This window comes from Vibrio sp. ZF 223 (assembly GCF_003050585.1).
GTDB classification, from domain to species: domain Bacteria; phylum Pseudomonadota; class Gammaproteobacteria; order Enterobacterales; family Vibrionaceae; genus Vibrio; species Vibrio crassostreae.
Genome location: NZ_PIGB01000009.1, coordinates 51,857 through 75,707, shown reverse-complemented (window position 1 = coordinate 75,707; position 23,851 = coordinate 51,857). Strand labels below are relative to the sequence as shown.

21 protein-coding genes are annotated in these 23,851 nt (G+C 44.1%); 15 read left to right on the top strand and 6 right to left on the bottom strand.

Translation table 11 applies throughout. The features are described from left to right. Positions 1 to 15: 15 nt before the first annotated feature. The 5 genes from CWO13_RS16925 to gntR all read left to right on the top strand — a co-directional run bounded on the left by CWO13_RS16925 (position 16) and on the right by gntR (position 5,150). On the top strand, positions 16 to 573 hold the full coding sequence (locus CWO13_RS16925) for a TRAP transporter small permease subunit (RefSeq protein ID WP_017058622.1): 558 nt from the start codon (positions 16 to 18) through the stop codon (positions 571 to 573). Beyond that, positions 566 to 1,888 carry a TRAP transporter large permease gene (locus CWO13_RS16920; RefSeq protein WP_048659109.1) on the top strand — a complete coding sequence of 441 codons (1,323 nt, stop codon included), beginning with the start codon at positions 566 to 568 and terminating at the stop codon, positions 1,886 to 1,888. The genes CWO13_RS16925 and CWO13_RS16920 overlap by 8 nt, the downstream gene beginning before the upstream one ends. Positions 1,889 to 2,005: 117 nt before the next feature. Next, complete coding sequence (locus CWO13_RS16915) at positions 2,006 to 2,503, top strand: gluconokinase (RefSeq protein ID WP_019820437.1); 498 nt, start codon at positions 2,006 to 2,008, stop codon at positions 2,501 to 2,503. Between the two features lie 3 nt (positions 2,504 to 2,506). Further along, entirely contained in the window at positions 2,507 to 4,009 is a 1,503-nt protein-coding gene (gene gndA / locus CWO13_RS16910; RefSeq protein ID WP_102431479.1) for an NADP-dependent phosphogluconate dehydrogenase, read from the top strand. A gap of 139 nt (positions 4,010 to 4,148) precedes the next feature. Further along, positions 4,149 to 5,150, top strand: a complete 1,002-nt coding sequence (gntR, locus tag CWO13_RS16905; RefSeq protein WP_102431526.1) for a gluconate operon transcriptional repressor GntR — start codon at positions 4,149 to 4,151, stop codon at positions 5,148 to 5,150. 123 nt (positions 5,151 to 5,273) lie between these two features. On the opposite strand, the gene CWO13_RS16900 is transcribed toward gntR, so the two are convergent. The 3 genes from CWO13_RS16900 to CWO13_RS16890 form a co-directional block, all read right to left on the bottom strand. Then, positions 5,274 to 6,056: a siderophore-interacting protein gene (locus CWO13_RS16900; protein WP_102431480.1), complete on the bottom strand. Its 783-nt coding sequence runs from the start codon at positions 6,054 to 6,056 to the stop codon at positions 5,274 to 5,276. 203 nt (positions 6,057 to 6,259) lie between these two features. Then, positions 6,260 to 7,738, bottom strand: coding sequence for a peptide MFS transporter (locus CWO13_RS16895; protein ID WP_048669525.1), 1,479 nt, complete (start codon positions 7,736 to 7,738; stop codon positions 6,260 to 6,262). A gap of 414 nt (positions 7,739 to 8,152) precedes the next feature. Continuing rightward, a complete protein-coding gene (locus CWO13_RS16890; RefSeq protein ID WP_108083267.1) occupies positions 8,153 to 9,523 on the bottom strand; it encodes an L-serine ammonia-lyase in 1,371 nt (456 codons plus the stop codon). Positions 9,524 to 9,830: 307 nt separating this feature from the next. On the opposite strand from CWO13_RS16890, the gene CWO13_RS16885 reads away from it, so the two are divergent. Continuing rightward, a complete protein-coding gene (locus CWO13_RS16885) occupies positions 9,831 to 10,709 on the top strand; it encodes a YdcF family protein (RefSeq protein ID WP_108083266.1) in 879 nt (292 codons plus the stop codon). A gap of 4 nt (positions 10,710 to 10,713) precedes the next feature. Here CWO13_RS16885 and CWO13_RS16880 read toward each other — a convergent pair whose 3' ends face one another. After that, positions 10,714 to 11,391 carry a hypothetical protein gene (locus tag CWO13_RS16880; RefSeq protein WP_108083265.1) on the bottom strand — a complete coding sequence of 226 codons (678 nt, stop codon included), beginning with the start codon at positions 11,389 to 11,391 and terminating at the stop codon, positions 10,714 to 10,716. 211 nt (positions 11,392 to 11,602) lie between these two features. Further along, on the bottom strand, positions 11,603 to 11,857 hold the full coding sequence (locus CWO13_RS16875) for a putative hemolysin (protein ID WP_017079683.1): 255 nt from the start codon (positions 11,855 to 11,857) through the stop codon (positions 11,603 to 11,605). Between the two features lie 368 nt (positions 11,858 to 12,225). Between CWO13_RS16875 and CWO13_RS16870 the strand changes: the two genes are divergently transcribed. The 7 genes from CWO13_RS16870 (at position 12,226) to CWO13_RS16835 (ending at position 20,717) form a co-directional block, all read left to right on the top strand. Next, entirely contained in the window at positions 12,226 to 12,744 is a 519-nt protein-coding gene (locus tag CWO13_RS16870) for an NUDIX hydrolase (RefSeq protein WP_004742421.1), read from the top strand. 579 nt (positions 12,745 to 13,323) lie between these two features. Further along, entirely contained in the window at positions 13,324 to 15,435 is a 2,112-nt protein-coding gene (locus CWO13_RS16860; RefSeq protein ID WP_102431484.1) for an LruC domain-containing protein, read from the top strand. A 13-nt stretch (positions 15,436 to 15,448) separates the two neighbouring features. Then, entirely contained in the window at positions 15,449 to 15,964 is a 516-nt protein-coding gene (locus tag CWO13_RS16855; protein ID WP_102431485.1) for a hypothetical protein, read from the top strand. A 229-nt stretch (positions 15,965 to 16,193) separates the two neighbouring features. After that, positions 16,194 to 17,957 (top strand): ABC transporter ATP-binding protein, encoded by a 1,764-nt coding sequence (locus CWO13_RS16850; protein ID WP_102431486.1) that lies wholly within the window; start codon positions 16,194 to 16,196, stop codon positions 17,955 to 17,957. Beyond that, positions 17,951 to 19,735, top strand: coding sequence for an ABC transporter ATP-binding protein (locus CWO13_RS16845; protein ID WP_107899096.1), 1,785 nt, complete (start codon positions 17,951 to 17,953; stop codon positions 19,733 to 19,735). The genes CWO13_RS16850 and CWO13_RS16845 overlap by 7 nt, the downstream gene beginning before the upstream one ends. Positions 19,736 to 19,968: 233 nt before the next feature. After that, positions 19,969 to 20,235, top strand: coding sequence for a hypothetical protein (locus CWO13_RS16840; protein ID WP_107899097.1), 267 nt, complete (start codon positions 19,969 to 19,971; stop codon positions 20,233 to 20,235). 47 nt (positions 20,236 to 20,282) lie between these two features. Beyond that, complete coding sequence (locus tag CWO13_RS16835) at positions 20,283 to 20,717, top strand: hypothetical protein (RefSeq protein ID WP_048659122.1); 435 nt, start codon at positions 20,283 to 20,285, stop codon at positions 20,715 to 20,717. A gap of 77 nt (positions 20,718 to 20,794) precedes the next feature. On the opposite strand, the gene CWO13_RS16830 is transcribed toward CWO13_RS16835, so the two are convergent. Then, entirely contained in the window at positions 20,795 to 21,310 is a 516-nt protein-coding gene (locus CWO13_RS16830; protein ID WP_080967654.1) for a cytochrome b, read from the bottom strand. Positions 21,311 to 21,586: 276 nt separating this feature from the next. Here CWO13_RS16830 and CWO13_RS16825 point away from each other — a divergent pair, with 276 nt between their 5' ends. Together CWO13_RS16825 and CWO13_RS16820 are read left to right on the top strand one after the other, a co-directional pair. Continuing rightward, entirely contained in the window at positions 21,587 to 22,426 is an 840-nt protein-coding gene (locus CWO13_RS16825) for a tetratricopeptide repeat protein (protein ID WP_102431489.1), read from the top strand. Positions 22,427 to 22,587: 161 nt separating this feature from the next. Further along, a complete protein-coding gene (locus CWO13_RS16820) occupies positions 22,588 to 23,844 on the top strand; it encodes a peptidoglycan DD-metalloendopeptidase family protein (protein ID WP_107899098.1) in 1,257 nt (418 codons plus the stop codon). The last annotated feature ends 7 nt before the right edge of the window (positions 23,845 to 23,851 follow it).

Sequence of the window (23,851 nt, the reverse complement as noted above, 5' to 3'; positions counted from 1 at the left end):
CCAGGAAATTTGGCCATGACAGACAAAATCCCTCACGCACCAGCTGAAAACGATGAAAAGCCAAGAAACGGGCTTGATCGTCTTATCATAAAATTCAGCAACTTAGTTAGCTGGTTGTTTATCTTCACTGTATTGATTTCATTTTACGAAGTTGTGATGCGCTATGCATTTGACGCCCCAACCACTTGGGTTCACGAGACGGCTTCATTTATCGGTGGTTCATTATTCATTATCGGCGGCATCTACGCTTTCGCGGCTGATAAACATGTACGTGTTGTTCTTATCTACGATTCAGTGTCTAACCAAACACGTAAGTATCTTAATCTTGTTCACCACATTGTTGGTTTAGCCTTTGCGGGCATGCTTGCTTACGCGGCTTACTTCACTGCAGAAGAAGCGTGGTTTGCACCTTGGGGTGAATTTCGTCTTGAGACATCAGGCTCAGTGTTAAACGCGCCTTATCCAGCGCTGCTTAAAGGTCTAATCTTTGTCGTTTTGTGTGTTCTTGTTGTCCAGTTTGTATTGCACCTAATCCAAGAGTTGATGGGTCTAAGGAAGAATGACGATGTTTGATTTATCTTCTATTGGTATCGCATGGGGCAGTTTGCTCATGCTGGTTATGATGATTGGCTTGTTACTCACTGGTATGCAGCTGGCCTTCGTAACAGGCTTCGTGGCGATCTTCTTCACCTTGTGTTGGTTCGGCCCTGATGCCTTGCCTTTGATTGCGAGCCGAACTTACAGCTTTGCTTCTGGTTATGTATTCCTCGCCGTCCCAATGTTCGTATTGATGGCAGCGCTCTTAGACCGTTCAGGTATCGCACGAGACCTGTTTGATGCCATGAAATCGGTTGGCCGTAAGGTTCGCGGCGGTGTTGCGGTACAAACTTTATTGGTAGCCGTGTTATTGGCGTCAATGTCAGGTGTTATCGGTGGTGAAACCGTACTACTTGGTATTCTTGCTCTGCCTCAAATGCTTCGCTTGGGTTATGACCGTAAGCTTGCTATTGGTACAACCTGTGCGGGTGGCGCGCTAGGCACCATGCTTCCGCCAAGTATCGTACTGATCATCTATGGCATGACAGCCAGTGTATCAATTGGCGATTTGTTTAAAGCGTCTTTCTTACCGGCCTTTATCCTCGCGGGTTGTTACATCGGCTACGTATTGATTCGTTGTAAGCTAAACCCTTCTCTTGCGCCGATTCCGAGTGATGATGAGACAGAAGAAGACATCGCTAATCAACCTAGCTACTTCAAGGCTCTGTTCTTCCCGCTGCTTTCAGTAGCAACCGTTCTAGGCAGTATCTACACAGGTATCGCTTCAGTAACCGAAGCTTCTGCTTTGGGTGTGGTTGGTATTATGATCAGTGCACTAATCCGTGGTGAGCTGAACTACAACATGCTGAAAGAGAGTGCCATGGCAACAATGCGTACTTGCGGCATGATCATGTGGATTGGTATCGGTGCAAGTGCTCTGGTTGGTATCTACAACCTGATGGGCGGTATTGATTTTGTTGAAGAAACCATCCTTGCGCTAAGTGGCGGCAACGCGACAGTAACGTTGTTAATCATGATGGCTATCTTGCTGGTACTCGGCATGTTCCTTGACTGGGTCGGTGTAGCACTTTTGACAATGCCAATCTTCGTTCCAATCATTACTGGTCTCGGCTTCGACCCAGTTTGGTTTGGTGTTGTGTTCTGTCTAAACATGCAGGTGTCTTTCTTGTCACCGCCATTTGGCCCTGCGGCGTTCTATCTGAAATCGGTAGCGCCAAAAGACATCAGCTTGGGTGAGATATTCACGTCACTACTGCCGTTCATTGCACTTCAAGTGTTGGTTTTAGGCTTGGTTATCGTCTTCCCACAACTCGCGCTTTGGTGGCAATAACAACAAAGGTTCCTGACCAGACTTAGCGTCAGGAACCGAACCGCAACAACACAAGTTTAACTATTAGATTCGATTGTCAGCCCCAGTTTTGGTTGGGGCTTAGGGAAGGCTTGCCTTATGAAAAGCAAAAAAATACTCGTGATGGGCGTATCTGGATGCGGAAAAAGCCTGATTGGTAGCCGTATCGCAGAAGCATTAACGCTCCAGTTTTTTGATGGAGATGACTTCCATCCGCAAAGCAATGTAGAAAAGATGCGCCAAGGTATTCCACTGACAGACGAAGATCGTCAAGGATGGCTGGAAACACTGAATAAGCAATATATCGAACAACCAAGCGCTGTGATCGCTTGCTCGGCATTAAAGCCGCAATACCGCGATATTCTGCGCAACAACAATGAAGATTTGGTGATTGTGTATCTACAGGGCAGTTTCGATACGATTTGGAATCGTCATAAAGCTCGTGAAAATCATTATTTTAATGGTCAAGAGATGTTGAAAAGCCAGTTTGAAACCTTGGTTGAACCGGAGCTAGATGAAGCGTTATTTGTCGATATCTCGCAAGATGTTGAGCAAGTCGTAGAAAGTGCACTTAAACAAATTAAGCAGATAGGCTAAACCATGACTCAGATAAAAAATGACATCGCGATGATTGGTTTGGGTGTGATGGGCAAAAGCTTGGCGCTCAACCTACTCGACAATGGATTCAACGTCGCGGGTTTTGATTTAAACGCTGACAACGTCGATCGCGCAAATTCAGAAGCGAAACAGCTTAATGAATCCTTTGAAGGTAAAGGTCAATTCACTAAAGGCACTAGCCTTGAACATATGCTCCAGGGCTTAGCAAAACCGCGTGTTATTGCGTTATCAGTTCCTGCAGGAAAACCTGTCGATATCGTCGTAAATAATCTGCTTGATGCAGGTTTGGAGAGTGACGACATTGTTATCGACACAGGTAACAGTTTATGGACAGATACCGAGACTCGTGAGTTGAACTATAAGGGCAAGCTACGTTTCTTCAGTACCGCGGTTTCTGGTGGTGAAGAGGGGGCTCGTGTTGGCCCTGCGCTAATGGCGAGTGGTGACCAGTCTGCTTGGCAATATGTAAAACCAATGTGGGAAGCGATTGCTGCTAAAGTGGATGTAAACGGTTTACCTGTTGCTCAATTTGAAGCGGGTGAGGCGTGCGCGGCGTATGTTGGCCCTTCTGGCACCGGTCATTACGTTAAGATGGTGCACAACGGCATTGAATACGCCGATATGCAGCTCATCTGCGAAGTGTATCATTTCATGCGTGATGTTCTGGACATGCCAGCTCAAGAGATTGGCCAAGTTTTCGAACAGTGGAATAACGGTGTTCTAAACAGTTACCTGATGGAAATCAGCGCCGATATTCTTCAGCAAGACGATATTGTTACTGGGAAGCCTTTTGTTGATGTTGTGCTGGATAAGGCTGGGCAGAAAGGCACTGGATTGTGGACTGCGGTGAATAGTCTACAAGAGGGTTGTCCAACGCCAACCATTGCACAGGCGGTCTATGCTCGTGCAATGAGCGGTCAAAAATCACAACGTATTCAAGGGAGTCAGCTTCTAAAAGGCAATATTGCGGATGCCAGCCAGTTGGACAAAGCGGAGGTAGTCTCTGAGCTTCATGACGCTCTCTACTGCGCCAAGCTATCTGTTTATGCTCAAGGCTTTGACTTGTTGAAAACAGCGTCAGACAAAGAAGGCTGGAACCTAGACTTCACTCAAATAGCTAAGATCTGGCGAGCGGGTTGTATTATCCGTGCTGCTTTCTTGCAAAGTATCACGTCGGCTTACCAACAAAATAGTGAGTTGACGAACTTGTTGTTTGACGAGATTTTCATCAAACAAGTGGAAGAGCGTGAGTTGGCTTGGCGTATTGCTGTGGCTAATTCGGCCTTATATGGTGTGCCGATGCCGGGGATCAGTTCAGCATTAAGTTACTTTGATTCGTTGCGCTGTGAAGTATTGCCAGCGAACTTACTGCAAGCGCAACGGGATTACTTTGGTTCCCACACTTATTCGCGAGTCGATAGAGATGAGGCTGAAAAGTTTCACGTGACTTGGAGTCAGTCTCCAAGAACGGAAGTTAACGCTTAAACAATGTATAACGCCCTCGCTATGAGGGCGTTTGTAATTGTGATGCTATATCAACCTTTTAGTAAATTAGGCTTCAAATTCCAAGTCAGTTGGATACACTGTTACCAGTAACATAACTCAAAAATAACAATTATTAATGATGTCGAATAAGAAAAAACGTCCAACATTACAAGATGTTGCCAACTTAGTTGGTGTCACCAAGATGACCGTGAGTCGCTGTCTGAGAGATTCTTCTCAAGTCTCAGAAGTGCTACGAGACAAGATCAATGCCGCAGTCGATGAACTGGGCTATATCCCTAACCGTGCACCAGACATTCTTTCCAATGCAAAGAGTAATGCAATAGGTGTGTTGGTTCCCTCGCTAACTAACCAAGTTTTTGCTGAAGTTATTCGTGGTATCGAGCAAGTCACCGCACCAGCAGGCTATCAAACCATGATTGCCCACTATGGCTATAGCGCAGAACTGGAAGAACAGAGTATTGCTTCGCTGCTCTCATACAATGTGGATGCAATTATTCTGTCTGAAAATGTGCATACCGATAGAGCGCGTAAGATGCTACAGACCGCGTCGATTCCTGTGATTGAGATTATGGACTCGGTATCGCCAAGAATTGAACAAGCTGTTGGCTTTGATAACTTCGAAGCGGCTAGGGCTATGACTAAAACCATGCTCGAACGAGGGCGTACCAATATTGCTTATTTAGCAGCACGTATGGACGAGCGAACTCGCTTAAAAATGGCGGGCTACGAACATGCGATGCAAGAAGCCGACAAGTCGCCCGTGACACTGCAAACGGAAGACGCTTCCTCGTTTACTCTTGGTGCAAAACTGATTGGCGAGTTACTAGAGAAGCACCCTGAAGTGAATGGCATTTTCTGTACTAACGATGACTTAGCGATTGGTGCTTTCTACGAATGTGTGAGACGCGGTATTCAAGTACCAGAGCAGATGGCGATTGCCGGTTTCCACGGACACGACATCACAGTGGCGATGACACCTCGTTTAGCGACTGTAGTAACACCGAGGGAGCAGATCGGTAAAGTCGCGGCAGAACAAGTTGTGGCGCGTTTAAAAGGTAATAAAGAGTGGATTGCGAAGTTGGATCTTGGCTATGAGATTGAAGTAGGCGAGAGTATTTAATTTTTAGTCCGGTTTTGCTCTTTATCGGATTCAAACTAAAACGCCCTTAACGATATGATGTGTTAAGGGCGTTTTCAATTTGTTTTTGTGCTTTTAGCTTGAGTGCTTTTGTAGCAATGATCTTTAGTTCGCTAAAGCTTGAGCATCTTGTTGTTTCAGCACTTTATGGCCATCTTCAGTGACGCCACGTTTCCAGTAACTGCTGATGTAGATGTTCTCCTTTGCGACTTCTTTTTCGTTACGGAAGTACTGTCTTAGCTCGCGCATGCTTTCAAATTCACACGCTGTCCATACTGAAACCTGACCGTCTAACCATTCAATGCTGCGAACGGTTTGTGATAGTGTTTGTTCAGTTTCATCTTCAATCAACCAAGTGATTTTGATGCCTTTAGGCGCTTCAAGAGTTTGCTTGTCTGCTGCTGAGTTGATTTGAACCACAGCGTGACCTTTCGCGTGCTCTGGAAGTGATTTTACTTTTGCGGAAAGCGCAGGGAGTGAAGTCATGTCTGCGACTAAGAAGAACCAATCCGACTCAAGATTTAGCCCTTGGATTAAACCCGGACCAGCCACTGAAATAGTATCACCCACTTGTGCGTTCATTGCCCATCTTGCAGCAAAACCACATTGCAAATCTGTAGTGATGTGGCGAACGAAATCGACTTCGATGAATTGCTCTACTGGGTTGTACTGACGAATAGTATAAGTGCGCATGGTTGGACGCTCACCTTCATTCAATTGGCTTAAATCTGTATTGCCGAGTGGTGAGAATAAAAGCTTGATGTAGCCGCCGGCACATTCTGTTGGGTATTTACTTAATCCCTCACCGCTAAGCGTTATACGCTGCATGTTTGGAGTAATGGTTAAGGTTTGAGTAACGGTTAATGTGATAGGGCTAGGCTTGCTCATATAAGGCTCTCTTGAATTTTGATTTCGACATCATAATCCTGAACCAGAAAACTCTCAATACTAATAATTATCATTTACCATAATTTACATAAGTGCAATCTAACCAGAACTCCTCGATCTGTGTGGGTCAAACTCATTGACAAAAAAAGCCCTTTAGAAAACTAAAGGGCTTGATGTGTTAGAGCGGTTGAACGTGAGAGTAATCAGCTGTTAGCTTGCTCTAGTTCAATTGTTTCATCAGCGGCTTTCGCAGCTTCTAGCATCTTACGAATAATGAACGATGCTGCCATTGCGATACCTACCATCACGACTGCAAGAACAGTCAGCATTTGGAAGTAATCACCGTAAACCGTTTGCACGATCTCTTGTGTGATCTCTTGGCCTTTCTCTAGTGCAATAGACGTTGAGAATACGGCACCAACAATGCCCGATAGTGCGATAGCAACAGAGAACAAGCTTACTGAGAAGTTCTCGATGTGCTTAGGTGCAACTGACAAGATGAAGGCTACAACCATAGAGCCAACAATTACTTCACCAAATGCTAGGAAGAAGTGAATCGCTAGGAATACTTCAGGGCGAATCAGAACGTCATCACCAACTGTGGTTACTGCCATTGTTAGGATACCGAAAGCGATAGCCGTTAGAATGAATGAGAAACCGACTTTCGTTGCCGTAGAGAAGTTAATGTTTTTCTTTTCTAGGTTAGAGAAGATACCCGCGATGATAGGGCCCGCAACCATACACCATAGTGGGTTCATCGCCATTGACGCTTCTGGTGCAACAGGAATGAAGCCAAATAGGTCACCACGCATGGTGTTGATTGCTACCATAGTCATCGACGTCATCATCTGGCCGTAGTACACGAAGAAACAGGTCGTCAGGAATGTGATTATTAAGATTGTGCCCATTTTCAGCATGTCTGACTTCTTCGATTTCATCATCAAAGAGACAAAGTAGATGATCGCTGCACCGCCAATTGCATATACGATGTTTTGGCCAATATCCATGTTAGAGAACATGAAAAATACCAAGCCAATCATAGCTGCAGAAAGGCCAAGGAAGGCTGCCCAGTTTTTAGTGCTTACTGGTTGTTGATCGATTTCAGCACTTGCTTCAACAAGGCCCTTGCGAACAAAGATCATCATTAGAAGCGCAGCGCCTGCTAGAACAGCAGAAAGAAGGAAACCACCGTGGAAACCAACAACAAGCACTAGCATTGGGAACAAGTATTGGCCTAGTAACGCACCAATGTTGTTTACTGAGTAGTTGATTGGGTAGCAGTTTTCAAAATCTTCTTGAGTTTTGAACGTGCGTTTGTAAAGACTTGGGTAAGAAGGGGACATCAAACCACGTGCATAACTTGCTAAAGCGATACCACATAATGCCATCGGTACATTGGTAGCAGCTGCACCGAGTACCAGTAAAACATAACCACTTGCGAAGCCTAAAAAGGCAATAGTCAAAGATCGGTATGCGCCTAAAAATTTATCGGCGATGAAGCCACCTGCGATAGCAAATAGCGGTCCGATTGCAGAGAAAGCACCAACAACCATCATGGTGTCGGCTTCATTGTAGTTCAGATCTTCAAGGAAGAAACGAGTCAAGATCACCATGACGCCATAGAACGAAAGCCCAAACATCATCTGGCAGAACATCATTGATTTGTTTAATCTATTCCACATTATTTTATTCTCACATTTGTATTGATATGTAGTTTAATTACCCGATTATAATATCATTACTAGTAATACATAAACTGAAACATCTATCCCAAACAGGACTTTGCTCGATATATCTTTTCTTATGAGTGCATTCATATTTCTCATGAATGAAATTTGCAATGTTAGATTTTGCTAGTGGATACATGGCGGTGTGAAATGCAGTCATCATCATTTGTGGCTAAGTAATGAACTAATAAAGGGAAAATTAGAGGGGCGTATTCTGTAAAAGTGTTGAGTGAGTATCACTTTCAATTGTCTGCTGGGCTTTAGCCAATAAAAAAGCCAGCTTGGTGGCTGGCTTTGTTGAGATATTGAAAACTAAGTTTACACGAATGCCGCCTCTATAGAGGCTTTCTCCACTCGTGTTCTAGTCTGTTACTCACACGGGGGGGCCATGTGAATCACGGCCAGGCCGCCTAGAGAAGTTTCACGGTACTTCTTGTTCATGTCTTTACCTGTTTGGTACATGGTCTCGATAACCTTGTCTAACGAGATAAGACACTTGCTGGTACGTTTCAATGCCATGCGCGATGCATTAATTGCTTTCATTGCACCCATTGCGTTACGTTCGATACATGGCACCTGAACAAGCCCGCCGATCGGATCGCATGTCATGCCCAGTGAGTGTTCCATCGCGATCTCAGCGGCAATACAGATTTGCTCGTTGCTACCACCACGTAGGGCAGTTAGGCCAGCAGCAGCCATTGATGAAGATACGCCAACTTCACCCTGACAACCTACTTCTGCACCAGAAATCGAAGCGTTGGTTTTGTATAAGATGCCGATAGCACCAGAGACTGCCAAGAAGTCCTTAAGCTGCTTAGTGTCTAGCTCTTTGATGAAACGATGGTAGTACATCAAAACTGCAGGAATAACGCCAGCAGCACCGTTGGTCGGTGATGTGACAACCTGACCGCCCGCTGCGTTTTCTTCACTCACGGCAAAGGCAAACAGGTTAATCCAATCCATGATTTCCATTGGATCGTTTTCAATTGAGGCATTCGCTTCAAGCTTTTTCAAAAGAGCAGGTGCTCGACGAGTGACTTCTAGACCGCCATCAAGAATGCCTTCGGTGTCAAAACCACGCTGCATGCACAATGACATCACCTTCCAAATTTGGTCGGCTTTCTGGTCAATCACATCCATATCTTGGAATGAAACTTCATTGCGCAGGATTAAGCCACCAAGGCTAAGTCCTTGTTGTTCTGAGAGTTCAAGCAACTGGTCAGCAGAAGAGAAAGGGAACTCAACTTGTGTTTCTGCTTCCTGTTTGCCGTTTTGTAGCTCATCAGCGGTTGCGATAAAGCCACCACCAATCGAGTAGTAGGTTTCCATATCCAGAAGGCTACCGCTTGCGTCAAATGCAGAGATAGTCATGCCATTTTCATGCAGCGGAAGGTTGGTTTTGTGGAAGAGCAGGTCGCTTTCTACATCGAAATGAATTTCATGGTTACCGCTCACCAGTAGAGATTTGTCTTCAATCGCCTTACGCATTGCTTGGTTAGCACTGGTAATTTTAATGGTGTCGGGGCGGTTACCTAGCAAACCTAACAAGGTCGCTCTGTCTGTGTGGTGACCAATACCCGTTAATGATAACGAGCCGTATAAGTCGATTTGAATACGCTTCACTTGCTTAAGCTGAGCATCAATTTTTTGGGTAAAGTTAAACCCAGCGATCATTGGTCCATTTGTGTGGGAGCTGGACGGCCCAACCCCAATTTTGTAGATATCAAAAATAGACAGCATAGTAACTTCCTGTGAAGACGGTTCGATGGACGAACTCTGTGTAAAATTTGTATTTTGTTCGTTTCACTTATATGTGTGAAAGCGTTCTCTGTTTAAAACTAACGCTAACCAGCGTAGCCCTGTGGACCCTATGATCGTGCTATTGTGCTTTTAAGCTGCACTTTGATTGTCGAGTACCTTATTGTGTTGCTTTGCAATAGTGAGCATTATTGCGAGCAACTTATAAGAATTTCAAAATACTTTTGTTCACAAGTATTGTATACATAATTCACTCCATCTAATCCCCAAAACGAGACTTGAACATAAAATGAGCATTAATAACCTCCTTATTGTGCTGGGTAAACGGCTTAATGAGAATGAATTGACTGAGGAAGGAATCAGTCGAGTTGATGCTTTGGTGAAGTATCTGGCGGAGTCCTTGAACGCAGAGCGTCGCTCGTCTACAGCGGTCGCTTTTTGTGGTGGGGTAACCAAAGGGCAGAGTGTTTCGGAAGCCGATGCGATGCACCGATACTTTCGAGAGTTGGAAAGCCTCCGCGAAGTCCCGTTTACTCTGGGAGCGATTTTATTAGAGCAGCATTCAACCAATACTGTAGAAAACATCCAAAATTTAGCTGCTGAGATGATAGAGAGTGGTCTGTTTACTCGTGGGCAAGGTGTAAAGATAACGTTTGTGTCGAATGACTATCACTTGCAACGAATCTTTGAGATTCAAACGCTAATGGACGAGCAAGGTTTGCTCAAAGTTCTCGTTGAAAAGTGTTCGGCGCTTGGCGTAGAACTGCAGATAGATCGCAAGTTGGAGGCTCATGTTGCAGTCCCATATCCTCACCAAACGACTCAAGGTCAGCTGTTTTTATTGATGGATGTGCTTACAATGTACCGAGTGTATCTCGAAGGAGTATGTGCCGGAGCGTTTAAGCGAGATTTGAAGATGGTGAGGTCGGAGCCAGAAAGGCTTTCCTTGGAAGCCTTGGCGAAAGCAAAAGGCTTAGTCGGAAGTTCACCTAAGTTTAGTATTGTGGAAAGTCTGCTTCCGGTATTGGAAGGCTGTATTCGAGGTACTCCAGTAGGTACGGATATAAAAAAAGTCAGGGAGTACCTAGCGTTACTAGATACCAACCTAACTTTTCTGAATCGATTGTTAGACCCTGAATCGGGTCATACGAATCGCTGGTGGCGATAAATCGTTATTTTTTTCTGGTGATGCCAAGAACTGTTTTTAGGCTAGCAAACGCAATTAAGCAGTAGGCGAGTAGTTCTGTGCCTTCTTCTGCAATGTTTTTAACGGCACGAACGTAATCATCGCCCATCACATTGTGCCAAAAGCTCCCCATACCGAATAGACGGGAGAATACTAGCAGTAACATTACGCCTGTCACTAACAGGTTCATGTGAGGAGAAGCCAAAATAAGGGCAAGTTGATCGATAGTGCGCTTGCCGTTTTTTACAGCATAAAAAATAGCGCTACCAGCAACTAGCGCAGCAGGAACAACCCATGCACCGTGTGCGATCTTATCGAACCAAAAATCCATTTCACGAATGAACAGTACAGCGAAGAAGGCGCTAATGAGAGCCGCAGCGTGTTTTACTTCACATCTCTTTCTCGCTAGGTAAGCAAAAGAACCTGAAGTTACGATAAGTAGCAGCTGTTGCAACATCTCTGTCACTGAGATCTCACCAACATTTCCGTTCAATAATACGAAATCAATTCGAAGCGCAAGGTTTGCGACAATACCAATCGCTAAAACAATGAGAGCGGTTTGGCAGCGTTTGTAGATCACTTGAGATGTCGACTGAGAAAGGGTGAACTCTGGCAGTTCAAATGACATTTGAGTTTGTTCTTTCGTTTTTGATTGGCTTTTCATAATAATTCTATGTGTAAAATTTTGTAACAGGCGGGCATTCTATCGGTGTAGGTTAGGCTAATGTCAGAGCTGTGTCAGAAATAAAACAGTGTTCAATTGGTGTGTGTGTACGGTAAACCGCTGCCTTATGGCAGACAGTCTACGTAACATAATTGAGTTTTTAGGGGGAGGATTTTACAGCTTTGAGATTGGAAACTTGTAATAGAAGTGATTACTTTTCAGTTTCTTGCTCATGGTTATTGCGGTAGTACTCCCACTGTTCAATGCGCTCGCCGTCATCGAATACACAGTAAGTTGTACGCTGATTGTTTTCAGTAACCGTATCTAATTCACCGTCCTGTTGAACACAATAAACAGCTGCTGGGTTAGCGACTGAAACACGTTGGCCTTCGCTATATTCTGCATAGTCGTTTGCACAACCGCCTAATACAACGGCACATACAGCCATCAAACCAATTTTCTTCATGCTTATCTCCTACGTCATAACTCTATAATTGAATGCGTTAAGTTCTACAGAACCAAATGAGAAGCTCTATGAAATGAGTATATTTTAGATTTCAGAAAAGGTTGTCCTAATTTGGTCAAGATATTGAAATAGGTTGATATTTCGCCATGTTTAGCTGCTTTTTGAGGGCTAGATCAAGCTAAGCTAGCCGGGCGAGAGAAGGGCATGAATTGTTGAGTGAAGGCTTTTCAGAGGTTATGTGATGTTTTCTTGCTTTATCGGCTATGAGGTACAAAGTTAGAAGGCGTGTTGATGTGAACCGCTATGAACCTCGAATCTATGAATGATTATGATATGATGCCGCCAAATTCAGTTGAGCAGTTAGAGCCATGAGACACCTAAAAACCACCATTCACCCAGATATCGATCACCTAGATAACAAAACAGTTTATAAGCGTAATGCCGCCAGAGCGATTGTCTTAGATGGTGAAGATATTCTGATGCTGTATACCGAGCGTTACCACGACTACACCATCCCTGGTGGTGGTTTAGATGAAGGCGAAGATGTGATTGCGGGCATGGTCCGAGAGCTTGAAGAAGAGACGGGTGCAAAGAACATTCATGGTATTAAGCCGTTTGGCATTTTTGAAGAGTTTCGCCCTTGGTACAAAGATGATGCAGATATCATGCATATGATTTCCTACTGCTATTCCTGCAAGATCGATCGTGAACTTGGTGAGACGGCTTACGAAGATTACGAAGTTAAAAACGGAATGAAGCCTGTGTGGATGAACATCCATGAAGCGATTGCTCATAATGAAAAGACGATGGCCGAAAGTCCTAAAAAGGGTATGAGCATTGAGCGCGAGACGTTTTTGTTGCATTTGATCGCAAAAGAAATGCTTTAATCTCACCCAAGCTTATATTGCAGTAATAGCACAGCAGTAATTGTTCAGCTGTAACTGCACTGCAGCCGACATTGATCTTTGAACTGTTTAATTTCACCCCGCATTTAAGCAGTTCATCGTTAGCGCTTGCAGCCCCCCCACCCCCAACTTTGCTTACAGCCAATAGTCATTATTTCTCCAGTTTCATGCAGCTTCCTGCTGTTTGAACGACATCTTTATTCGCTTGGAATCTACTTCTCTCACTCCTATCTATGACAAGCTGTCAAATTGAGTTACTTCATTCATCAAATTGATTCCTATTTTGAAGATAGTGTTTATTGGGTCTAGAACCTAAGGAGAATGTAGGTAAATAAACTAATACTTTCATGGTGTTAGATTTGTTTTCTAAGTTTAAAAAAACTTGGCTTCACTCTTGCTTAACCTACTTATGCAACTCGTTTTGTCGGCATTAAAAGAAAAAGTGTACATCCTTTGTCTCGCAGCATCAGATTTTAGGGAGACGTTTATTTAGCTTTGCCGTTCAGAGTTTACGTACTTTTCAAGGAAATCGCCTAAGCGAAGAAGAAGTCGAGGTTAACTATGAAATACAAGCAAATTATCTATCTCATTGGCGCAATAGTCAGTGTCCCAGTCCAGGCAAGCGTGGTGGACTTGGACTTCTCAAATCACATAGAGTCAACAAACGGGAGTAGCAGTTGGGCGGGGCCAACCTACGATGGCGCCTCTATGCATTTTCTAAATGTCGGTACACACGATGGAAAAACCATAGATGCTAAGGTATCCAGTAGCGTATTTGGTGATGCGACATTTTTGTTTCATGCACCCAATTACAAAGTAGGCGCAACACAACCGTCAGGTGATATTGGTTTTCTCTACCAAACTAATTCTGCTGGTTCTGCGGGGCTGATTTATACGTTCGAATTTTTTGATGGTACTGACGGTCTTTCAGGTACGTTCTCTGTTCCTTACACCATTCCTGAATTTGAAATGATTGGCTATGACATTGATGGTGAGCCCGTTCAGTCAGAGCAAGTTCGAGTATTTAAAAGTGAAGGTTTTTACAGTTACCAGCTAGGTAGTGCGAGTGCCAGTTTGACTGCTGAAGAGAGTGCTGATGGCAATTCAGTTCTCTTCACCGGACCAGGCACCAATTATTCTGAAACTGATACGTCAGGTGCGGTTAAGTTTACCTACAAAAATACCTCTATTGTTACCCTTCAGTTTGAAACTGTTACAACGAGTGGCAGTGGCTTCCCTAACCCAATCTTTTCAGCGTTTGATGGTAACTGGGATTTAAGTGGTTTTACGAATCCGATAGAGAGTTCCGACGAGTCTGATTTTGGTGATGCGCCGGACACTTATGCAACGTTACAAGCAAGCAATGGTGCTGAACATGCTGTCTCTTCAACGCTTTATCTAGGGGCCAGTATCGATACAGACTCTGACGGACAACCGGGCGCCTTATCAAACGGTGATGACTTGGATGTTGACGGGAATGATGACGACGGTATTACGCTACTTACTAACTTAGAAATTGGGTTGGATAGTCTCATCAACGTTAACGTTGTGGGTAATGGTTACCTACAAGCTTGGGCTGACTGGGACTTGAGTGGTACTTTCGATGATGATGAACAAATCTTGAAAAACCATTCGGTTGTTGAAGGGGGCCAAGTGGTTCCAATTCGAGTGGCTGATGATGCGAGTGTGGGGACTGTACAAACACGTTTCCGTCTAGCGAGCAGCCCTAACATCCCAAGTGATGGTTACGTTGGTGACGGGGAAGTCGAGGATTACGTGTTCAACGTGACTGATCCGGGAACCACAATTCAACACTCTAACTACTACACTGCAGCGTTCGAAGATAACTGGCCTGAAGTTGGTGACTTCGATTTAAATGATGTTGTTGTTTATTACCGAACCACCATTCTAAGTAAAGATGATGCTGTGTTACGTATGGATATTAGCGGTAGCATCATGGCCTACGGCGCCTCTTACGGTAACGGCTTAGGTTGGAAATTGAGTGGCTTTGATGAGTCGGATGTCGACTTGCAGACCGCCAGAGTGCAGAAAAACGGCGCAACTCGTGTGAATATCTCACCGTTTACGGGCGAAGACAAATCGGTTGCATCACCAGGAGGTGACCTTGTTGTTGTAGCTTCGTTGAACTTAAAAAATGATATCCCTATTAACGATGAGTGTATGTTCCACCGTACCAACCCATCTTGTAATCCGTCTCTTGAGTCAGATCAAATGACGTTTAGCATCTCACTACCGTTTAACGACGACGATCAACCAACGGTGAGTTCACTTCTGCCATTAAGTGGTTTCGACCCATTCATCTTCGGTCCGGGTGAAGGGTATTACCATGGCTCTAGCTTTACTGGCTCTCCGGGTAAAGATCTTGAAATTCACACAGCGGATCTTCCACCAACGTCACGTGGTACGTTAGTAAGCGACTTTTACGGTGTGGCACAAGATGATTCAGATCCAGATAGTGGAAAATACTACAGAACTACGCAGAACATGCCTTGGGGTATCTTAATTTCATCTCCTTGGAATCACCCATCCGAGTACATTGATATCAGTGAAGCGTTCCCAGACTTTGCAGAATGGGCGACGTCTGGCGGTTCTTCTAAACCGACTTGGTATCTAAACCCTAACTCAGACAAAACTTGGTCTACTGAAGATTAATCAAGGAGGATTTATGAAACTATCAAAACTAATGCTAAGTAGTGTGACTCTTGTCTTCCTTGCAGCGTGTGGCGGAGGCGGCGGTGGTGGTGGCTCTACCACATCAGCTCCAAGCTCTGTCCCACCAGCGGATGATTCCTCATCAGGCAACACGTCATCTGCTGGCAATAACACAGTGACGTCTAGCGTCGCGCCTGCGGCACAAGTGTTGAGATCGGTCGAGCTGACCATACCGGAAGACTTTGATTTCTCAACTGAGAGGGAAGTCGCTGTGACGGTCGATGTCGCAAGTTCACAAAGTTCGCGGGGCTTTATGAGCTTGTACACTGAGTTTGATGGGGACGTTGTCGACTACACCTCACAAGTGTTAAGAATGCCTATTAATGAAGACACTGACTTTTCAACAACGCTATTGTTGCCCAACCATGTTGATAAAGTTTGGGTCGAAGTGTGGTACCCATCAGCATTGGGTAGCGAGGTGAGAAACTCATATAGCATAGAAAATGACCAAGTCGATGTGATTCTCTAACATGGTATGAGTGTTAGTTAGCGCTTCATATTCGAACCATTAATATCTTTGCCGCCATATTGGCGGCAAAGTTGTTTCTGCAATACAAAAAATGAATAGGACTGACGAATAATGGAATGTGGTTGATATTGTCAACTAAGTGTTTTTGGTGTATCTTTACCATCGTGATACAACCCTAATTAAAGAGTATCACTATGTCGCTTTATGCCTGCCCTCAACAAAGAACGTTATGAATAAAAGACAGTTTATTGCCCATTACTTGCGCATGAATCGCACCTCGTACTTACTTGCGGTTGTGTTCATTTTTCTCGTTAACTGGTTACAAGTAGAAATCCCTCGTTATATTCAATTGGCAATAGATCTGATTGATGACGCCTCTTCAAGTGGACATCAACAGTTGCAGTCCTATGTGTGGATCGTTGTTGGTATGTCGGTTGCTATGGTCGTTGTTAGGATTCTGTCTCGCATTTACGCGCTTAACCCCGGGCGAATTACAGAAGCTTCACTTAAGACCACTCTTCTACAAAAACTGAATCGCTTGCCAAACAGCTTTCACGAGCGCTTTGCTTCTGGCCGTTTAATCTCAATCATTAACAATGACCTAAGTGGTATTCGTTTGATGTTTGGTGTTGGCTTTCTGCAATTCTTTAATGCGTTGCTCGCTCTATCGCTAACGCCGCTATACATGTGGCGTATATCGCCAGAACTAACCTTGTATTCGATCATTCCGATTTCAATCGCTTTCGTGATTTTCCGAGTGGGCTTTAAGCGCATGAAAACGCTCCATCTAGAGCATATGAAGCGACTGCAAAACTTGTCTGCACAACTGATGAGTTATCTGTCTGGGATTGATCTGATTAAAAGCCAGCAGATGTCACCTTGGGTAAAAGCGGAGACTGAGAAGCTGAATCAGCTGTTACTTGAATGTCGCCTTAAAATCACGCGTATCCAAGTCTTCTTTATGCCGGTTCTCGATTACGCCAATGACCTAATGAAAATCATTATTATAGGTCTAGGTGGTTTTATGTTGATGAGACAGGAACTGACCCTAGGTGAAATCACAGCATTCCTAACTTACTCAGTTTTGCTCGCCATGCCGCTTATGCAATTAGGACGAATCGCGACGATTTATCAGCGCGGTATGGTCGGTATTCAAAGCGCACAAACTATTCTTAATGCCCAAATCCCAGAGTTGGATGAGCAGAAGCTTTCTGAGCTCGATGTGAAATCGCTTAAAGGAAAAACGTTCTCCGTGCGTAACCTAAGCTTTAGCTACCCGGGTGAAGAGCGTCTGATTCTCGATGACATCAGTTTTGATATTCCAGCAGGGAAGAAAGTCGGAGTGTTAGGCGGAATCGGTGCGGGCAAAACGACGTTGGTGAACTGTTTGAACCATCACTTAGACACTCCACAAGGTTCAGTACTGCTTGGTGATAGAGATATCACTAGCTTCTCGCGTAGCGATTTACGTCGTTACGTTAAAACCGTCACCCAAGACCCGTATTTGTTTTCAGCAACTGTTGAAGCGAATATTCGTTTTGGTAGCGGCGATACCGAGCTAGCAAAAAGCCAGGTTGATGAAGTGTTAGAGCTTAGCCAATTAGCCGGTGATGTGACGCGCTTTGAGCAAGGTGACCAAACCTTAGTCGGTGAGAAGGGCATTATGTTGTCAGGGGGGCAAAAACAGCGCTTGAGCATTGCTCGTGCTCTATTACAACCAACCGATCTCATCATTATGGATAACGTTCTGTCTGCCGTTGACTACGAGACTGAGAGAAAAATCTTAGAAGGCCTATTTAAGCGATTGGAAAATCAGTCGGTTCTTGTTGTCTCACATCGTGTTAATGCACTTGAATACATGGATGAAGTTATCGTGTTGAATGAAGGAAAAGTGATTGCTAAGGGCGACCATAAAACCCTACTGAAAACTTGCGATTACTACTACGAGACATGGCTACTACAGCAAAATGAAACGGAGGCAGCAGCATGTTAAAAGGTGTTGACCTCAAGTACCTCAAGCATTTCTTTAAGTTTGCTAAGAAATACAAAGGCTCGGCGATTTTGGGCATTGCGATGCTTCCGCTTTCTGTCATCACAAGCTTGTTGTTCCCATGGTTGATTATTCAAGTGATCGACGTTCAGTTGAGTCATGGTGATATGGACGGGCTGTTAGAATACGTTTTCTACCTCGTTGCTGTACTAATCGTCAGTTATGTAGTGGATACCACTTACGCATATAACCTACGTAAAACAGGTCAATACACGATTACTGACATGCGCTCAGTTCTGTTTGCTCGTGTTTTGAAATTGCCACGCAGTTACTTTGACAATACACCAATCGGTGTCACGCTCTCGCGTCTAACCAGTGATTTAGAAACCATCGGTGAGACGTTTGTTCAGTCGGTTGTCGGTTTGGTAAAAGACAGCATTAACACCATTGCGCTGCTGGTCATGATGTTCTTAATTGATTGGAAGCTGACGCTGATCGTATTGATCATCATGCCTCCGGTCATGTATCTGACTGTACATGTTCGAAATCGACTTCGTGCTCTGTATAAGGTGACTCGTTCGTCACTGGCTCAAGGTATTGGCTTCTTGCAAGAAGTGCTGTTTGGTATGAAAACCGTACAGATGTACCGAGCAGAAGAGCAAGTCGAACAACGTTACCAAGGCTATACCGACGAGTTTTTGAGAGCGCAGAAAAAGATCAATAAATACGACGCTATTCTGTTCTCATTCATTTCTGGTATTACATCCATCACCATCGCGGTAATGATTTGGTACGGTTCTGAGCAAGTGATAGAAGGGGTGCTCACCTTGGGTGTGCTGATTGCGTTCATCAACACCTTAGAAAAAGTGTTCGTACCGATTCGAGACTTCACCTCACAGATTACTTCGATTCAGAGCTCATTTGCCGCGTTCGACCATATCGAAGAGCTGTTTGTTGAACCGACCGAAGAAGAGGGGCGCAACCTGCTGCCATCAGAGAAGGTTGCTAAACCGTTAGAGCAGTTTGAAAGCCTTGAGTTTAAGAACGTAAGCTTCCGCTACAAAGATGATGCTCCGTACGTTCTAAAGAATGTCTCGTTTGTATTGGAGAAAGGGCATCAAATCGCACTGGTGGGCTCTACAGGCTCAGGTAAGTCAACGATTCTGCGTTTGATCTCGAAAACCTACCAAGACTATGAAGGCAGCATACTGCTGAATGGCATTGAGCTGTCGCAGATCTCTAGTGAAGACTCGACACATTTGTTCTCGATGATGATGCAAGATGTGCATTTATTCGAAGAGACGATTGCGTTCAATATCGCACTAGGTAAAGAACATTTATCAAGTACCGAGATTGAGCAGGCGGCGCGTTATGTTTATGCCGATAAGTTTATTGAACAACTGCCTCAAGGCTATGGCTTCCAACTAGATAAGAACGGGGCAAACTTATCGGTAGGGCAGACGCAGCTGATTTCGTTCGCTAGAGCTGTCGCCCAAGGTGGACAACTGATGATGCTAGATGAGGCAACCAGCTCGGTAGATTCGATTACCGAGGATCTCATTCAAAAAGCGATGCAGCGTCTGTTCAAAGAGAAAACCGTGATTGCGATTGCCCACCGTTTGAGTACTGTTCGTCACTCAGACACCATTTTGGTGTTGGAAAAGGGTGAAATTGTTGAGCAAGGTAATCATCAACAACTGGTGGCGCACAATGGTATTTATGCTGGCTTGTTACAAGAATCGATTGTAGAAACGGGCGATTCTCAAGCTACGTTAGCCTAATTGCCCAAAATCAGGCTGTTGCTTTCAATAAGACGAATTGGTCTTGTCTATGCTTCACCAGTTTCTATTGTTTTCTAATATTCCCAATGGGTTAGGGAAATTAAACATATTTTTCGATTATTAATATGTTATGATCCCCCTACTACTAAAGGGGTGTCTTCGGGCATCGGGATGTATGCGAGCAAAACGTAAGTGCTTGTGTCAGTCACTTTCTGGCGAATATGGAATCGAAAATGTTGTTGGAAGAAGTTGTAGAAATTATTGAATTAACCGACTCAGACCATTTATCTCACGCAATGGACCTGTTTAACGAGCATGGCTTTGTTTCCGCAGAGCATTTACCTTTCATGTCGGTGGTTTTTGAAACAGCGCCAGAGCACCTTGCGAAAAAGTTGTCGCAAATAGGCTTTAAAGGTTTAGTAAAAGTAGAGAAGAGCGAAGACGCAACTGGCTTTATGATTGTTGATGCTGAACAAATCCAGTTTAGCAAAAGCGCGTAATTGGAATCGCTCCCTAACATCCATTATGACTATTTGAGGTTAACACAGTGACAACAGCTACCGTTTCATCAACAGAGCAACACGTATCCAATGAACATGCACTTTTGGGTGCGTCGTTATTAGCATCACAAAAAGTAGAACTGGCGCTGTTTACTGTGATCTCTAAATTAACTAAAGCATTATCAAAAGAGCAGCAACAGTCATTAGGTTTGGATCTGGATACCTTTTTAAGGGAGACCTCAAGTGAACAAGCCTCTACGTTGAGCCTATACGAACAGACGTTTGGTGAGCAGCTTCCTTTGAAGACAAATGAACTTAACGATTTTATTTATCATCGAAACTTGGTAACTCGAGGCTTTTGGCGAGTGACTGGCGCCGATGTTAAAGGCGGCGAGAAGCTTGCTAACCCAGAACTTTATTTAAAAGAGTTCTTGGCAAAATGTGAATACTGGCAAGTGATGCTTGATACCCAAACCAAGTAAGCGAATTGAAATAAGAAAGCCATAGCGAACATGCTATGGCTTTTTTGTTTGTGTAAACCGTCCTGAGTTCTCTGATTCTAGAGCATCATCTTCAATACATAGTTCTTAGAGACAAAGTGGTGTTTAAGGGCGGCACTGATATGCAGCACAATTAAACAGGCGAGGACAATACAACTGGCACGATGTAGATAGAAAAAGAAGCCGTTGATTGCAGAGTTGGTAATTAGGTTATTTACGCCCACTAGCCAAAATAAAGAGTACGGCTCCTTTAGCATTAAGTAACCGGTGCTGAAAACCATAAACATCACAAGGTACATCAAAGAATGTGCAAGCTTAGCTACACATTTTTGCCCTTCAGGCACAGAGGTTGGCATGTTTGGCGATGAGCGAAAGTGGCTCCAGATATAACGCACCACGAGCAGCGGTGTCGCAACGGTCGCCAATGACATGTTGAGCACTGACAAAAAAGAAAACAGCTCTGGATGGCTGGTGACATAGTGCATCACATACCCTGCTATTGTTGCGTAGATGATTACAGAAGCCATTACCCAGTGCAGTACACGGCTTAATAAATCGTATCGTGGATTATTCAAATTAACCTCGCTCTGATCGTTATTAATATAAGATTCATCTCGATGCAATAAATCAATTTTTGGTATATTCGCATCGCGAATTAATTATATAGAACAGTATTACGCGGTATTTTTATAATTTAGAAATTAATGATGTTGCTTCAGGTGTTTTATAATTATCAATGATGTTTTAGAGTGTTAATTCCAATATGGACATGGCAAAATTGTCGACTTCCTAGCTTGTATGCTTATTACGAGATACAGTTAGTCTAAAGATAAATATATAAGGAATGTATAATGCTTCGAATCTTATTGATTGCAGTTATCTCGGTGTTCAGCGCGATGAGTTTTGCAAGCGAAGAGGTTAAGTACTCTGAACAAGAGTATTTGGATAGACCGCTGATGGAGCGCTATATCTTGGATGAGCTGAAGCAACTACGAATGGAACAGCAAGATCTTGAAAGACGCTTGACCATTCAGATGACTGACCGGGAACTGACTGTGGCAGACAAGTCTCTGAATTACGCCAATGTAACCGTAACCTACTTCTTCTACATTATTGCCGGTGTTGCCTCCCTAATTGCATTGGTGGGTTGGCAATCACTCAAAGAGTTGAAACACACCACCAAAGAGATGGCTGACCGACGACTCAACGACATAGCCCAAGATTATGAGAAGAAGTTTAACGTTCTTGAAAGGGATCTTAAGCGTAAGACTCGAATCATCTCAGAGAACAACCGAGAAATCGAAATCATCAATGAAATTCATAATTTATGGTTGAGGGCTCAGAATGCTCAAACCGCCGAGCAGAAAATTGAAATCTACGATGAGATCTTAAAAGTTCGCCCGGGTGATTTGGAAGCACTAACTTACAAAGCCGATGCCGCAATGGACATGCAGGAATACCACTGGGCGATGAGCTTATGTAATCGCGTGTTGGAAGTGGACGATCAAAATGCTCACGCCTTGTATCAACGTGCTTGTGCTTACGCAAGGTTAGGTGCTGAAGGCCAAGCGATCGATGACTTAGAGCGCTCTATCGAAGCCAGTGGTTCAATGCGGGAGTTATTGGCTGATGAACCTGACTTTGAGATGCTGCGTGGCTTAGAACGCTTCGAAGCACTTCTTGAAGAATAATACTAGATAAAGAGTAGTGTTAACTAAGATGGTGGGCCTTGCATGCCCACCATATTTTCACGCCAATCGCGCTGCGGTTTCTTACATTTCATTTATTTCTTTGAATGAATTGTTATGTTATAACACTTTCTAAGTTCCTCGTTATAACCGCTAAGTATTTTATGAAGTTCCTCCGTATTGGCCTGATCGTTATTGCTATCAGCGCATTTTCCCTTGCTGCTTTGCTCTCTTTTCATCCTGAACCAGAAAAAGAAATCTCAATAAAAGTCACGCCTTATCAAGAACTGCACACGGACGGTAAGGAGCAGGCGCCGCCACAAACCAATTCGAACTCAATGATCAAAATTCACTACTTTGTGAAGGTTGGGGATACCCTCAGTAATATATTCGAATCGTGGAATCTGCCTTATGAAACGGTTCACAAGGTCATGGAAGCGGATCTTGAATCTTTGAAACTCGACACAATAAAGCCTGGTGACCATCTAGAGTTGCTGTTGGATAGTGACTCCAAACAACTCGTAGAGCTCATTTTCCATGAAAGTCTCGTAGAACAAGCTGTCTTTACGAAAAATGATGATGGAAGCTTTAACTACCAATTTCATGAAATGCCTGGTGAATGGAAGGAAAAACTCTACGCGGGCAGTGTTCATGGTAGCTTTTCAACATCTGCATACAAAGCGGGGCTTACGACAGCTCAGATAGCCAATATTACTCGCACGTTGAAAGATAAAGTTAACTTCACTCGTGAACTAAGAGCAGGTGACAGCTTTAATGTACTGGTCAAAGAGCAGTACACGAATGATCATTTAACGGGCAAAACAGAAGTTCAAGGTATCTCAATTCAATTAAGAAACCGAGAAGTGGCGGCGTTTCTTGCGCCTGATGGTCTTTTCTACGACAGAGAGGGTAATAGCCTAGAGCAAGCTTTCGATAGATACCCTGTAGATAGAAAATTCCGAAGAATTACCTCATCGTTCAACCCTAAACGAAGACACCCAGTGACAGGGCGTATTTCGCCACACAATGGTACTGACTTTGCGACGCCTGTGGGCGCACCCGTATACTCAACGGGTGATGGCCGTGTTGTGGCGCTTCGTGACCACCCTTATGCCGGGAAATACTTGGTGATTGAACATAACAGCGTATACACGACACGTTATCTTCACTTGAGCCGCTTCCTCGTAAAGAAAGGTCAGCAAATTAAGCGAGGTCAGAAAATCGCGTTATCAGGTGCAACTGGCCGTATCACAGGTCCTCATTTGCACTTTGAGGTATTGGTTCGTGGTCGAGCAGTCGATGCGATGAAGGCTAACTTACCGATGGCAAGCTCAATTATGCCTAAAGATAGGAAAGAATTTTTGGCTCGAATGGCCTCTTTTGATGCCATGATCTCTGAGCCAGCAGGTCGTGCAAGTTAGAGCTATT

Coding starts and splice junctions, on each gene's coding strand:
- CWO13_RS16925 (WP_017058622.1), top strand. CDS start 16: ATGACAGACAAAATCCCTCACGCACCAGCTGAAAACGATGAAAAGCCA.
- CWO13_RS16920 (WP_048659109.1), top strand. CDS start 566: ATGTTTGATTTATCTTCTATTGGTATCGCATGGGGCAGTTTGCTCATG.
- CWO13_RS16915 (WP_019820437.1), top strand. CDS start 2,006: ATGAAAAGCAAAAAAATACTCGTGATGGGCGTATCTGGATGCGGAAAA.
- gndA (WP_102431479.1), top strand. CDS start 2,507: ATGACTCAGATAAAAAATGACATCGCGATGATTGGTTTGGGTGTGATG.
- gntR (WP_102431526.1), top strand. CDS start 4,149: ATGTCGAATAAGAAAAAACGTCCAACATTACAAGATGTTGCCAACTTA.
- CWO13_RS16900 (WP_102431480.1), bottom strand. CDS start 6,056: ATGAGCAAGCCTAGCCCTATCACATTAACCGTTACTCAAACCTTAACC.
- CWO13_RS16895 (WP_048669525.1), bottom strand. CDS start 7,738: ATGTGGAATAGATTAAACAAATCAATGATGTTCTGCCAGATGATGTTT.
- CWO13_RS16890 (WP_108083267.1), bottom strand. CDS start 9,523: ATGCTGTCTATTTTTGATATCTACAAAATTGGGGTTGGGCCGTCCAGC.
- CWO13_RS16885 (WP_108083266.1), top strand. CDS start 9,831: ATGAGCATTAATAACCTCCTTATTGTGCTGGGTAAACGGCTTAATGAG.
- CWO13_RS16880 (WP_108083265.1), bottom strand. CDS start 11,391: ATGAAAAGCCAATCAAAAACGAAAGAACAAACTCAAATGTCATTTGAA.
- CWO13_RS16875 (WP_017079683.1), bottom strand. CDS start 11,857: ATGAAGAAAATTGGTTTGATGGCTGTATGTGCCGTTGTATTAGGCGGT.
- CWO13_RS16870 (WP_004742421.1), top strand. CDS start 12,226: ATGAGACACCTAAAAACCACCATTCACCCAGATATCGATCACCTAGAT.
- CWO13_RS16860 (WP_102431484.1), top strand. CDS start 13,324: ATGAAATACAAGCAAATTATCTATCTCATTGGCGCAATAGTCAGTGTC.
- CWO13_RS16855 (WP_102431485.1), top strand. CDS start 15,449: ATGAAACTATCAAAACTAATGCTAAGTAGTGTGACTCTTGTCTTCCTT.
- CWO13_RS16850 (WP_102431486.1), top strand. CDS start 16,194: ATGAATAAAAGACAGTTTATTGCCCATTACTTGCGCATGAATCGCACC.
- CWO13_RS16845 (WP_107899096.1), top strand. CDS start 17,951: ATGTTAAAAGGTGTTGACCTCAAGTACCTCAAGCATTTCTTTAAGTTT.
- CWO13_RS16840 (WP_107899097.1), top strand. CDS start 19,969: ATGTTGTTGGAAGAAGTTGTAGAAATTATTGAATTAACCGACTCAGAC.
- CWO13_RS16825 (WP_102431489.1), top strand. CDS start 21,587: ATGCTTCGAATCTTATTGATTGCAGTTATCTCGGTGTTCAGCGCGATG.
- CWO13_RS16820 (WP_107899098.1), top strand. CDS start 22,588: ATGAAGTTCCTCCGTATTGGCCTGATCGTTATTGCTATCAGCGCATTT.